This is a genomic window from Agriterribacter humi (genome assembly GCF_009192765.1).
In the GTDB taxonomy this organism is placed as follows: domain Bacteria; phylum Bacteroidota; class Bacteroidia; order Chitinophagales; family Chitinophagaceae; genus Agriterribacter; species Agriterribacter humi.
Map to the genome: position 1 here is coordinate 273,310 of NZ_VOHQ01000003.1, position 13,501 is coordinate 286,810.

12 protein-coding genes and 1 pseudogene are annotated in these 13,501 nt (G+C 40.0%); 3 read left to right on the top strand and 10 right to left on the bottom strand.

What is annotated here, in order from left to right:
• Positions 1 to 177: 177 nt before the first annotated feature.
• The 3 genes from FRX45_RS07580 to FRX45_RS07590 form a co-directional block, all read right to left on the bottom strand.
• Positions 178 to 885: a c-type cytochrome gene (locus tag FRX45_RS07580; RefSeq protein ID WP_152267797.1), complete on the bottom strand. Its 708-nt coding sequence runs from the start codon at positions 883 to 885 to the stop codon at positions 178 to 180.
• A 20-nt stretch (positions 886 to 905) separates the two neighbouring features.
• Positions 906 to 2,345, bottom strand: a complete 1,440-nt coding sequence (locus FRX45_RS07585; protein ID WP_152267798.1) for a flavin monoamine oxidase family protein — start codon at positions 2,343 to 2,345, stop codon at positions 906 to 908.
• A 433-nt stretch (positions 2,346 to 2,778) separates the two neighbouring features.
• Positions 2,779 to 3,138, bottom strand: coding sequence for a hypothetical protein (locus tag FRX45_RS07590; RefSeq protein WP_152267799.1), 360 nt, complete (start codon positions 3,136 to 3,138; stop codon positions 2,779 to 2,781).
• A 390-nt stretch (positions 3,139 to 3,528) separates the two neighbouring features.
• On the opposite strand from FRX45_RS07590, the gene FRX45_RS07595 reads away from it, so the two are divergent.
• Positions 3,529 to 4,950, top strand: coding sequence for a hypothetical protein (locus tag FRX45_RS07595; RefSeq protein ID WP_152267800.1), 1,422 nt, complete (start codon positions 3,529 to 3,531; stop codon positions 4,948 to 4,950).
• Positions 4,951 to 5,014: 64 nt separating this feature from the next.
• On the opposite strand, the gene FRX45_RS07600 is transcribed toward FRX45_RS07595, so the two are convergent.
• From FRX45_RS07600 to FRX45_RS23825, 5 genes and pseudogenes are all read right to left on the bottom strand, one after another.
• Positions 5,015 to 6,757: a hypothetical protein gene (locus tag FRX45_RS07600; RefSeq protein WP_152267801.1), complete on the bottom strand. Its 1,743-nt coding sequence runs from the start codon at positions 6,755 to 6,757 to the stop codon at positions 5,015 to 5,017.
• A 111-nt stretch (positions 6,758 to 6,868) separates the two neighbouring features.
• Positions 6,869 to 7,276 (bottom strand): annotated as a pseudogene (locus tag FRX45_RS07605) (transposase); the annotation flags it as partial.
• 433 nt (positions 7,277 to 7,709) lie between these two features.
• The gene (locus FRX45_RS07610) at positions 7,710 to 8,267 is read right to left on the bottom strand and encodes a hypothetical protein (RefSeq protein ID WP_152267802.1); all 558 of its coding nucleotides are present in this window, start codon (positions 8,265 to 8,267) and stop codon (positions 7,710 to 7,712) included.
• A 251-nt stretch (positions 8,268 to 8,518) separates the two neighbouring features.
• Positions 8,519 to 8,797, bottom strand: a complete 279-nt coding sequence (locus FRX45_RS07615) for a sarcosine oxidase subunit gamma (protein ID WP_193311618.1) — start codon at positions 8,795 to 8,797, stop codon at positions 8,519 to 8,521.
• A complete protein-coding gene (locus tag FRX45_RS23825) occupies positions 8,739 to 9,035 on the bottom strand; it encodes a hypothetical protein (protein ID WP_394350023.1) in 297 nt (98 codons plus the stop codon). Before FRX45_RS23825 ends, FRX45_RS07615 begins: the two co-directional genes overlap by 59 nt.
• A gap of 117 nt (positions 9,036 to 9,152) precedes the next feature.
• On the opposite strand from FRX45_RS23825, the gene FRX45_RS07620 reads away from it, so the two are divergent.
• Both FRX45_RS07620 and FRX45_RS07625 read left to right on the top strand, forming a co-directional pair.
• Complete coding sequence (locus FRX45_RS07620) at positions 9,153 to 9,635, top strand: GNAT family N-acetyltransferase (RefSeq protein ID WP_152267804.1); 483 nt, start codon at positions 9,153 to 9,155, stop codon at positions 9,633 to 9,635.
• A gap of 448 nt (positions 9,636 to 10,083) precedes the next feature.
• Entirely contained in the window at positions 10,084 to 10,560 is a 477-nt protein-coding gene (locus FRX45_RS07625; RefSeq protein WP_193311619.1) for an MDR/zinc-dependent alcohol dehydrogenase-like family protein, read from the top strand.
• Between the two features lie 196 nt (positions 10,561 to 10,756).
• On the opposite strand, the gene FRX45_RS07630 is transcribed toward FRX45_RS07625, so the two are convergent.
• Together FRX45_RS07630 and FRX45_RS23830 are read right to left on the bottom strand one after the other, a co-directional pair.
• Entirely contained in the window at positions 10,757 to 13,144 is a 2,388-nt protein-coding gene (locus tag FRX45_RS07630; RefSeq protein ID WP_152267805.1) for an ABC transporter permease, read from the bottom strand.
• 274 nt (positions 13,145 to 13,418) lie between these two features.
• A complete protein-coding gene (locus tag FRX45_RS23830) occupies positions 13,419 to 13,499 on the bottom strand; it encodes a type II toxin-antitoxin system HigB family toxin (protein WP_152268019.1) in 81 nt (26 codons plus the stop codon).
• Positions 13,500 to 13,501: the final 2 nt, after the last annotated feature.

A 13,501-nucleotide genomic window follows, 5' to 3' on the forward strand; every position in this document is an offset into this window, starting at 1 on the left:
CAACCGTTCTTCAGCGCAGGTGGGTGGTGAGACCCACCTTTAGCAAAAAATGGCTATTGTAAGAATTGCAGATAGTAAAATCATTGAAGGCTGGATAATTTCGATTTTCTAAGCATGTACCAGCAGCTTGGTTATAAGATGGTGTCTGCTGAAGTGTAATCCGGAGTTACGTAATGATTACTTCAAATATATTTTTGCCACAGCCCGTCCCTCTTTTCTGTTGGCTGATTCTATACCATGATCAAGGTAAGATGCGGTCAGCAACAATACAGCCGCGTTTTTATTTTGATTTTTGCGGAGTTGTATTGTTCCTTCGGTTCCGGTATACAAATCAATATTTTTATCAGTGCCATATTGTACAACTAACCTTGCTAATGCTACAGCGTCTTCTTTTATTAAATCAGGATGAGGGGGCATTTGTTGACTATCGCCCCACACCCCATGGGAGCCTTTGATGATTTTTTCTGATAATTTTTCATAAGTAGTAGTAGCGGCCCCATACCTGGTTGCGATATCACGAAACGAAGGCCCGGCTAATTTATACTGCAATGAGTGACAATTTAAACATCCATTTTGCTTCATTAAAATAAATGCTTTCTCTGATTGTTTTTCTTTCTGCAGGTAGTTTGAAACGTCTTTTTCTGAAGGCAGGTACTTTAATTGCAGAAAAACTTCTGTTTGCTGAATTTCGTCATACTTCGAGGTGCCGTCTTCTTTATCAGATATATTAACCCTGTAATTAATGACACTACCGTAACTCACGGTGCTCCTGTTTGAAGGGTCAATTATCTCCACAACAGGAATATCATTATCCTGGTGATACAATGAAAAGCTGCTTAATGCTATTATAATTACTAAGGATAACAATGCCAGATATTTAGTCATGCCGCTTTATTGATACAGGATTATGCTTTATCAATTTCGTCTGCCGCACGGTATGCGGAGCGGGTAGAAGCTTCCATACCCCAATTAAGATTATCTGTGGAGGCACCTGCAAAATAGATCCGTCCACTGGGCTTCATAATTTCCGGCCAAAATTTGTGCAACTGCCCCATAGGAAAATGCACCCGCTCACAAGTTGGTGCAAAGCCATCTTTTGTCCAGTCTTTACTTACTACCTGCTCTACGGTAGGTTTAGTTGCACCAGGATAATTTTCTTTAAAAACAGCCATGGCCCGTTGCGGTGTAATACCACCGGCACCGGTACCTAAAACAATCACTCTATGCGTATCTATTTCGTCTGCGCTTTGCCAAACAGACCATAGATCAGGACTATCAAATTCTATATTGATGCTGATTTTATCTTTCTCCCAGAATTTTGAACTGCATTGAAATACAAAACGCTGGTAAGAATCATACTGCACATTATCCAGCACAAATTGTTTTTCAGGGGAGAACCCGGGTGTAACAATAATTTTTCTGAACGCTGGAGGTGGTATAGCATTTACCAGGTAATCTGCAGAAAGCTCCTGCGGCTCTCCCATCCATTTAAATTTTACACGCACACCTGCTTTATCATGTTGAATGCTTTGAATGGGGCAATTCAGTTGTACACGATCACCCAATTTTTTAGCGAAAGCAGTGGGCAAACTCTGGTTACCTCCTTTCAGTCTGAAAACATCTACGGGAAATTGTGATACTCCACGCAGTTTCAAAATAGCTGAGCGCCACAATTCAAATAAGGCGGAAGTATTGGCTCCTCCCAATAGGTCCAGCGCTTTTGCTGAAGCTCCTCCTTTTTTATAAATATCTGCGATAGGGGTGTTGTCCATATTATCATACCCTACTCCGAATGGTTGGTACTCGTCTGTAAATTTATCGAGGTAAGGTTTATTGTATAAAGAAACGAGATCCCAATAAGGATGCTTACTTAAGTAGTCAACTTCTGTTAGATTAAAGCCCATTTTAGTAAGCACCGATCTATCACTCAGCATTTCTTCTGTATAAAACTTGCCATCTATTTGTCGCAATAGATTTTTACGCCGGGGATAAGGCAACGCTTCAACACCAAGCTCATTCAAATATTGCCAATAGCGTTCATACCCCGGCCTGGTAATATGTTCGGCACCATAATCACCATACAAACCATCAGATAAGCCATCACGGGCTGTAAAAACGTGCCCACCGTGTCTTCCCGAGGCTTCCAGCACGGTAACATCATGACCGCGTTTCATTAGTTCATAACCCGCACATAAACCGGCAATACCTCCGCCGGCAACAATAATTTTTTTCACGGCACGGGATGAAGGAAGCGGAGACGTGAAAACCTGCGGCCCCATAAGAGAAGTACCTACGCCTGCTACTGCGGTATTCCTGATAAAATTTCTACGGCTATTGGATGTCATAATAACAAATTTGCTGTAAACAAATAATAAAGGGTTTGTATTGCTAATACATGATTGATCTGTAAGATAAGCATTGATCCGGATGCTCCAAGTAAGTGATATCGAAATGATTTTCGGTTTTTCGCAGCGTCTCAACTCCGGGCCATGTGAGCAAGCTGTAATCTGCGGGAGATTCTCTGCTTCTGCGCAACGTATGCCGCAGTTGGCCAGGTGTGTTAGCTGGCTCCGCTGCGATAGGTGGGTATAAACATATTAGTTTGGATCCAGGAAGTAGGAAAGCTTGTGGCTACCTATTGTTGCAAGATGAAGATTTATTAGGTAATGCGATTATATTCCCTCGCAACGTCTCTTGCCTGCGCACAAAACTTTATACGGGGGCACATTTCGGACACTAAGCTTGTTGGGCTGCGATATACTTGCGCTATGCAGGTTTTTATCGTGATAAAAAATTGCCAGGCATGCGCATGCCTTTTTCATCAGCCAGTACTTTTTCCATTACTTTTTGGAGTCGTTTCGGAAGACCATCTTTTTCTTCTTCGGTTAATGTTTTGGTGATCTCGAAAAATTCATCTTCATCATCATAATAGCCAAAATAAAGGGAGTAACGGTGGTTGGCGTGAAGTCTCACAGAGATTTCTTTATCTTCTTCATAAATATGCATACTGATGATCGCCCACTGATCATCATCTTCAAAATCGAAGCGAATTTCTACAGGGTCTTTGGTCACCACGTCTGTTACCAGCTTTTCAATCAACTCGGCGGCATTGTTTTTTACCAGTTCTTCGTATTTCATATTGTCTTTTAAAAGTTTTGTAAAAATAACAACCAGGAACTGATTTTTAAAATCTGCGCAGGGCGTTAAGCACCTTAGGCCCTCCGCAACGTTTTAACTCCAGTCCATATGGGCAAGCTGGTGAGGCAAAAAAAGATGACTGTCGCCCGCAACGTCCCTTGCCTGCGCACGGAACTTTGCACGAGGAGACATTGCGGAGAACTCAACAGTTGTCTTATTTTTTTACAACAATATTTTACTTCTATTTCTTTATCGATGTTCACCACCTTACCATGACAAGTTGCAAGAAACCATTTTTAAGGCTCCAGTTGAATATACGCGCCAGCATTTGTCCGCATTTATGATGGACAAATACTTTATTTAGATTTATTAAATTTGGAAAAGATGTTAATGGAAAAACTTCCTAATAAAATCCTTGGATTTATAAACCAGAATGGTATAGATTACCCATTTAGCTATATAGAGCCTGTTTTGCATTTACTTCCACCTTCACATGAAGACTGGAATAGAAAAAAAAGGTTGTTAATCTCCGAATTGGAGAAGCTGCAAGACAACCAGCCGAATAATAAATGGTCTGAAAGTAGGTTTTATAAAGGTGTAACTAATAGGGAAACCGATGTGATTTTCAAAACAAAAGAGACTGTCAAAAACGATAATGGGTTTGAAGCAGTTGAAGTAGAGAACATTTTTGAATATAGCAAAGGCGATGATAAAGATGCTTTTATTTATGCTATTGCGGTGCACTCTGACGAACTAGAATACTTTCATAATATTACTAATCGTTCAGTAAACAGGTTTTCGCCTTATCACAATCAACTTACCCCACACGAGCACCATTCTGCTACTGCGTCAGATTCAATTACACCTTTAGGCTCTTTCATTGATAATGATATTAAACTTGATTTTGAACTTGAAATTTATTCTGTTTATAATATTGATCATGTTGCTGGTGGAATTAGAAAGAAAAAAACGATGTTGCGTGTAATGTTTGATAAGCCTATAGGCTTCCAAAGATGCTTGGAGGTCCTACACTATGTAAGACAATTTATTAAATTTATCTGTTACAGGTCAAACGTAAATCTTCGATCCGTAACAACTTTACGTAGAGATAAGGACAATCTATTAGTTTATTCAGGAAGGATTTTTACGCTCAATCGATACGAAGAAGAGAAAAGTTCTGTTAAAGAAAGAAGAATTATCACCTACGATTTGATACATTCAAAGATTATCAATCTTTTAGAAGCTGTATCAAAAGATGAAATCCTGTTTAGTCATTTTTGCATAAATATAGACAGTCAGAAAAGTTATAGTCCGTCAAGGGCTATTCTTATTTTCGCCGCGTTCGAAAAAGAATATAGCTATTTTTTTAGTGAATCTCCCATAAGGTCTGCTGGATATTTGATAACTAAGGATAAAGCAATTATGGCGCTTTCGGAAATAAAAACTACATTAAACAGTAAGGGAAGAAAGTATGTTGAGAGGTTCATTTCGATCATTGATAATAGCGATTCCAGTCTTGATGCAAGAATTAAAAAAGCACTAAAAAAATACCAAACAATAATCAGCCCGTTTCTTTTTTATTTTTATGGAATTGGTGATGACGAGATTATAGAAGCAATGCCTGAAAGGATATGTCTAATTAGAAATGCTTTTGCTCACGGAAATTTGGGGGTTACATTTTTGCCTATTCATCTATCTGATTTGAAGATTCTTGAGATTTTACTATATGTAATGCGCTTGGATGCATTGGCTGTAGATCACTATTCTATAGCTAAGGCTATTCAACAGGTTTTTGGTATTAATCCTAATTAGAAGATAAATTTTCTTCCACCAATGCTCTCAACGTCACTTATTTGCGCAAAAGTTTGTAGAAGAATCATCCTAAAAGCTTTTCAATTAATTTTTTTAGGTTAGGTGCTCTTTTCAAATTATGGTTCTCGATATAGTCTCTGAAGAAAAATGAAAAAGGAATTGCCTTTTTGTAGAAAAAATTTCTACGGTCGTTAAGTGTAACATAACTTTTTGGCATCTTTTCATCTTTTAACTTATTGTGCTCCTTTATTATGTCGTGTAAATAAACTCCATCAGAAAAACTCGCCTGGTAACACAACAAAATATCAAGGTTTATTATTGTGACAGGCTTCACTTTATTAATAAACAGCCCCGCGTCTTTCAAAATCGCCAACTGATCAAAAAACCATGAGTTTACCAATTCGTGGAGTCCGGGAATGTCGTACTGGTGATCATGTGTAATTATAATGGGATAAATATGTACGTCTTTGTACCAATAGTTGGTGTCCCCCTCAAATTTCTTGAGAAGCAATTGCTTTATAGAACCAATCAATTGCATTACGGCTGCAGGTTTTTTCTTACCCTTATCTGTTTTTTTAAGATATAAAGTCTTCATGAATTCTTGCTCATAAACAGCAAAATCGAAAGATTTTTTTAGGTCTGCTAGAATCAGAAAATCTTTCGATTCGAAAAGGAGAATATCTTTTCCTTTTCTTAAATAATAATCAGGGCCTCCTCCAATATGCATATTTACCAATTCCTGCCCTGTAAATTGTATAGACTTAACTGGATAGATAAGAGGAATAATCTTATATAATAATATCTTCTCTGAAAACTCGTCACAATAATGTGATCGCCAATTCGATATCCTTTGGTTCTCTGGGAGCTTTTGGTTAATATCTCGAAGAAAAAAATACAGTCCCTTAAAAATTTTTTCGACAACAAATAAATTAAAAATAATTCTATAATCTCCCTCAGATACTTTGTAGAATGGCTTTGCCCTCGTAGTGAGGAAGTCATTTTGTTCAATTGGGTCAGTCTCCTGGACTGCTAGCTTTTCAACAAATTCACAATCTTCTTTGAAAGTTGCTCCTTTAGAAATAACAATATCAGTAAAAGACTCATTTTGATTTTTAACTGCGGATAATGTTAAAGGAAGTAGTCGCTTAAGATAGACTTTCCAAGACTCACATTTAAAGTGAGCAAGAAAAGAAGCTAACAAAGGCTTAGTTTTATCCGTACTTTCCAAGAATTCAAAAAAGTAGAAAGCTTTATATAGCTGTGAAATCCAAATTTCACGAATATCAAAATTTGTCTTGTCACCTATTGGATACTGCATAGTAAGGAGTATAAAATAGATTCTCGCCTCCTCGTCATAATCTTCCATATCGTTCCCAATATAATCCTGTGCTTTTGTAAATTCTGAATTAAAACCTAAATAAGCTTTAAAAAGGTTTTGCTCGAATTCAAGATCAGTCTGAGTAGGTTCCTCTTGCGGCAATGAGAAAAAATATTCAAATAATTTTAGGCTTGTATAGGGATTAATAACTCTAATGGAGTTTTTATTCTTCAAGGCTGCAATATTGCTAAATATTTTTTTCGCAAATTCAGCATTGCCTGGGCTAAAAAACATTCTTAAAAAATCCTTGATATCATCAAACTTGGACTCATGTTGTTTAAATGCAAGAAATGCAGCAGCGGCTTTTAATACCACATCCATGTTTCCACCTTTAAGATATTCCTTTGGCGTTAAAGGTTTCTCTCCTGGAAATGCAACTTCGAATTCCAGAAGTAGTGACATGGCTACAGAAGAAACAGATTTTTCCATCTTAATCTAACATTTATTACTTACCTTTTTAGCTTCTCCAGAAAGTCTCAACTCTAAGCCATATGGGCAAGCTGAATTCGCATGCAGGCGCAAGCGTCTCGCTTGTGCCGTTTAAACAATATAGTTTAATTCAATCAATCCCTTCTTGCCATGAAAATCTCTTGCACTGCTATAAATGTATTCTTCAGCTTTTTCAACAAATCCAGCCTCTACAGGATTCATATGAATGTATTCAAGTTTTTGATAAAACATTTCGCTATTTAATATTTCCAGTGGCTTATTATGCTGCTGCCACAACTGCCAATCATTGTTATTAGCATTTTTAATGCCTGCACGCTTCATCATCCATTCCATCCACGCTCTTCTACTTTCGCCAGGATGTTGGTCTATGGCTTTTCGTAATCTCCTGGATGTAAAACTCTTCATCTCCCCAACAATTTTATCCAAAGCTCTACCCTTACTGCCAATAATCATGTGTACATGACTTGTCATTATACACCATCCATATATTTCTAAATCCTTTTCCTGCTGACAAAATCGTCAACTCTCCACCATTATCTCCTTGTATTCATTCCTAATAAACAAATCAATCCAATACACCACTGCAAAACTGATAAAATATAACTTATCATGATCTCCAAACTTGTATTTACGACTCATTAATAAATGTAAAAACTTTAATTGATTATAGCAATCCCTTAGGTATCTACGGCACAAGCGGGACGCTTGCGCCTGGTACCAGCGTATTTTTAAGATGATTATTATGTTAGTTCATATGCTTGGACTATATAGGGAAACTTTATTAAATCAAAGGCAACCGGGCGGGTTGCGTGTGATTATTTTAATGCTACAGCTCAATTTTAATCCCTATTTTCACCACAAAGCCGTCCACCGGTGCATAAGCATCCAGAAGACCGGTTATCGATGGAGCTGGTATAAAAAGTTTATATTCCTACTCCCTGACCTGCACGTAAAAACTGCCATTTCTGATACGAACAGGTTTCTCAAATCCGTAGCCAAAGGCCTGGTAGAAAAAGTCACCTGAAAAAGTGCCCTGCATCGCAGTTTTTGACACCCTGGTGAAAACTACTGTTAATCCGTTTTGAATTTTGTAATTAACAGCTCTTGCATCTGCCTGCATACGTGTGCCGCAGTTAACATGTGAAGGATTGGATTTAGGAGCATGATACTGGGCATACATTTGAAAGATTGAGGAAGTATCGGCATAAATGCCTGGTACAATTTTTTTGTTGTGAAAATTTTCGACCCTTATTTCCAGGCTCGGAGAATTCATATCCTGTGATGCTTCTCCGAAACCAAGTATGCTGATGCCACTGAAATCCGTGCCGTTAAATCTATGAACCCCTGCTATAGGCGAAAAATTGAAAGTTCTTAATGTATCATTGATATAGCAGATAAGATGATATTCCGGAGGAATCTCATCCTTTTTGCAGGAACCAATAAAAAGAATCGAAACAAATAGGGTTGATATAATAATGTATCTTCTCATAACTTAAAATTAGCTGTCATAACTCCGGATCAGTCGACTGACTTGGCAGAAGCTGCATACCGTTATCCGAAATTAGCAAGATGCCGGGTTAAATCCAACTGGGTGATATTTAGAATCTGAAATGTTATTTAGTAACAACTTGGCATAAATGTAAGCTATTGGAAGTACTGAGCTATTTCTGCCGTTGTCGGCATTTATAAGTGCGTAAATATGCACAAGAATCACCAACAACAAGACCAATCATTTCCTCCTCACACCCACTCCTCCCCCGCATCCACCAACGCCTTCCATACATGCACCGCAAAAGAACTTCTCACCATTATCCGGTAACGAAGCGGAGCCACATGGCACACGATCACCGGTGCTTTGGCAATCAGCCCCTGTGAAACACTGCCAACAGGAAAACTTTTTTCCCGTAGATCCTGTTCCCAAAGATGGGCAAGCACGTCGCGGGCATGAGCCCCTTCCAGTTCAATAGTAGTGCGCTGGCCGCTGACATCCACTGCGCTGAAATGATGTTGGTTCTTCAATAGTGCGAGTTGCTGGTCCGCTTCCCCGAATCCTATTAAGCCACCAGTCCGGTGCAAGACACAGGGCAAGGACTTCACCCTCACCGGATACTGACCATCCCCTGATCTTTATGATGTGTCCGTCAGGGCATTCCACCTGCATTTCTCTCATGCCCCATTCCTTAGTTTCAGGTACAGAAAGAATTTTAGCGCTATTATTTTTAATACGTTCATAATATTCATCCACGTTATCCACCACTAACGAAATCGGGCTCTTCGAAAAGTTTTTTCGAACTTACCTTCGAACCGGACAGCATAAGCCGGGATACAAAATGCTAAAATTTAATTTCAATTGAACCCGGAGATAAAATCATATATGATAGACCACAATAGAATAGTTTTAAGAGCACCAGTTATAAATGATTTAGAGGCTCTATTTAACTTTCAACTTCACAGGGAAGCAAATTATTTGGCTGCTTTCACTTCATTGGACCCAACGGATAAATCAGCTTACATAAGCAAGCACTCAAAGTTCCTAAACGACCCATCCATAAATAATCAAACAATTTTGGTTGACAATATTATTGCAGGAAGCATTGCAAAATTTGTAATTGAAGGAGATGCAGAAATAACCTATTGGATAGACAGAAATTTTTGGGGCAAGGACGTTGCTAAAAATGCACTTAAAACCTTTCTAACTATTGAAAAAGCAAGACCCCTTTTTGGGCGTGTTGCATTTGACAATTATGGCTCACAGAAAGTACTTGAAAAATGCGGATTTGTGAGAGTAGGTTCCGACACAGGTTTTGCAAATGCAAGACAAGCAGAAATAGAGGAAATGATTTATAAACTGACTTAAGTAATCAAGGGTAAAATGCCTAAACCGAATAAAAAATTGGGAACCTTGTCAACATATCAAAAAGAACATCTGAATGATTAGTAATGATAAAATACATTTCTGTTATCAGTATTGTACTGTCAAAAGTTGCAACGTTCAGACATTCGCACCACCGGCAGTCATTCAAAAATCACAAGTAATCCGCTTCAGCTCCTAAGCCTTGTCAGTTTAAACCACATGCAACTTTGCTGATCGGGAAAAAATAACCTGGCATTATTAACCAAATGTTACCGGGTCACCATATACTGAACTGTAGCTTTGCTGAAAATTTAAACAAAATGAAAGCAGCAGTAATATTTCAAAAAGCGAAGCGCCAAAATATGTGGAAGATTTTGCAGAACCGGAAGTACAAAACGAAAACGCGTTATTGATCTCGGTAAAAGCTTCTGCATTGTAAAATATCGACAAAATGCGGGCAAGCGGAAAACATTATTCTACCCAAGATGAAGAATGGACGGCAAAAGTTCCGGGTGGAGACGGGGTGGGCTTACTGGCAGACGGAACACGTGTTTACGCCATAGCCGCAAGTGGAATGATCGCCGAAAAGGCAGCGATTGGAAAAGACATAATGGTAAAACTCCCTGCTGGAATTGATGACGCCACGGCTGCGGCTTTGCCCAATGCAGTAATGGGTTCAGCGCCGGCATTGCGTTTCAGAGCAGGTTTACAAAAGGGAGAAACTGTTTTGGTAAATGGAGCGACAGGCGTTACGGGGAAAACTTCGGTGCAGATAGCCAAACATTATAGTGCAAAAAAAATTACTACCGACAGAAACGAGCAGTCGTTGAAAGCATTGCTAACCCTGGGTGCAGATGAAGTTGTTTCACTTGAAAAAGTCTGGGATATGAGTATTGAGAGCGGAAAACGCCTGGTTGTTTTAGTCTGACAAACAGGCCCAGGTGCATGGGCAATGATTAATCAATGTTTCTACTGTACAGACTAATTTCATCCATAAGTTTCGAGACCATCACAAAGAGAAATACTATAAACGGAAAAATAAGCAAGCTAACTTGGTATTTAATGTTCAGCAAACAACCATGACGGGAAATCTATACAGACGCAGTGATTATAGCGCGCTTTCGCTACTCGGTTCGTAGCGACTTCACGGGGTTTGCGAGCGCTGCCTTTACTGCCGTATATCCTACCGTCATCCAGGCGATGATCAATGAACATAAAATAGTAGCACCAAAATACAACCAGGTGATTTTAATCCGGAAGGTATACTGCTGCAACCATTCATGCATATAGTACCAGGCTATCGGCGCTGCGATCACAAATGCAATTAATATCAATACTGTAAATTCCTTTGATAGCATCAGCACAATGTCCCTGACCGGCGCACCCAATATTTTGCGGATACCTATTTCCTTCCTGCGCTGTACCGCCATGAAGGAAATCAATCCATACAAACCCAGGCAGGAAATAAATATCGCCAGTATAGAAAATATCTTATACAGTTGTGTCAACTGTGCTTCCTGCTGGTAATAGTTGGCAATCGCCTGATCAAGGAAATTATATTCGAATACAAAATCCGGGAAATGGTTGTGCCATATATCCTGCATACCGGCAATCACGGCCTTCGATTCCCCTGGATCAATTTTCACATTAGCAAGCCGATACGCATTTTTAAATCCTGTCAGCACAACTGCATCAATCGGGTCGCGCAGAGAGCTGACGTGAAAATCTTTTACCACACCTACAATCGGGCCTGGCTTTCCAGCCACGACAATCATATTGCCTATTGCCTGGTCGGGCGTCTTATAACCCAGCTTACTCACTACTTTTTCGTTCACTACAAATTCGCGCATGGTATCGGACGGAAAATATTTTCTTCCTGCTACTAATCTTAAATTGTATAAATCGAAGAAATTGGTATCGGCAGGTTTCATCTGCACCACCATATCTTCATTAGCATGATTTGCGGGCCTATTCAGGCTGGTAGCCCAGCCACCTTCGTTTGCAGGTGAAAACAAACTGAAGCTAAGCGCAGTTACACCCCTCAGTTTCTTCAAATCATTTTCCAGTAAATCTATTTTTGTGCGACTAAGGCTATCTGTCGGGAAGGATGCATTGATAACCGCCTGCCGGTTAAAGCCCATATCTGCATTGCGGAAATAATCCATCTGCGAAATAACTACCAGCGTACCGATGATCAATACCTGTGCAATAACAAACTGGAAAACAACCAGGCCCCTGCGCAGCGATATGCTCTTGCCACTTCCCACCGCAACAAGGCTTTTTAATACAATCGCCGATTTGAAACCGGATAATACCAGCGCCGGGTAAAAACCGGATAATACTGTAACCGCCACCAACGCACCGAACATGAAGAGGATAAAGCTGGTATTATATAAGTTGAATGCAGCGAGTTGTATATCCAGCAAGCCATTTATAAAAGGAAGGCTGCAGATGACAAGTATCACCGACGTTGCCATGGATAGTGTGGTCATAATACCTGTCTCTCCTAAAAACTGGAAGATGAGTTGAGAACGGCTACTTCCCAGTACTTTCCGTACGCCTACCTCACGGGCACGGTTAATAGCCTGTGCAGTAGTGAGGTTTATAAAGTTGACACAGGCGATAACCAGCAGGAAGATACCAATCAGGCTGAGGGCGAAGATCAGATCCTTACTGAACGTTTTACCGGTAGGTGTGCCATAGCGTTCATCGAAATGAATTTCATTCAGTGGCTGCAGACCCAATACATAGCCGGGGTTTACCGGTTTGATATGCTTGTCTGTAAAGCGATCAAGGAAGGGGGTGAACGCTGCTTTTGAATCTTTCTCATCCAACTGCACGAGACAATAGTTGCTGTCATCAATACTGCCCCAGTCATCCATATCCGTATTCTTTACCAGTGTGGCGTAGGATACCACTACGTTCAGCGGGAAGTCTGTATTGGCAGGAGGATTTTCTAAAATGCCGGTGACCTTCAAAGCAAGCCGGCCCATATTGATCGTCTGGCTCATGGCCAATTGCCAGTCGCCAAAGTATTTGGCGGCCATTTCTTTTGTCAGCAAAACAGTATTGGGTTCATTGATACTGGTGAATGTACCGGCTGCCAGTTTAAAGTTGAGCATACTGAAGAATGCAGCATCGGCCGCAAATATTCTTTTCTCTTTGAAATTCTTGCTGCCGGGTACGTCCGGTATGCTTATCTGTACATTCCGATCCGTATAGAATGATGCTACTTTTTTAAGTTGAGGAAAATCAGTACGCAGTGCGAGGCTCACGGGAAAGGGCACCCCCGTACGGTATTCACGGTTCTCCGTACCCCGTCCCATACGCACCACCCGATAGATGCTGTTTTTATTTTCATGAAAATCATCGTAGCTGTTTTCATATTTTACCACGAGGAAGATAACCAGGAATGCGGCAAAGCCAGCCACAAGCCCCAGGATATTGATAACAGCATGACCCTTACGTTTTGCCAGGCTGCGCAAAGCGGTTTTGAAATAGTTTTTAAGCATCCGGAAGCATTTACCCGTTTTAATTGAATGTAGCGCTAAAGTTCTTTACTGATTGCTTAGCTAAAGGGGTGCCAGTGTTACTGAGAATTAAGAATCAATGGAATGCAGTGAATATTGCAGATAAAGTTGTTCGGTTTTGATACAGCAGATGTGCGGAAGTGGTCATACTTTCCTACATTATTGTTGTTCTTTTAAGGCGGCTATGCTGTTCAATACGCCTTCACCAGGGTATCGTATGAGATGTTCAGGTGCGTGTGTAACCTGCGGGTCATGTTCAGCCTTTCTGGTAGTTGATTTCCACGATCAGCCGGTAATCGTTTTCATTGATCCTGAAAACGGCGCGGTTGTTTTTCAGCG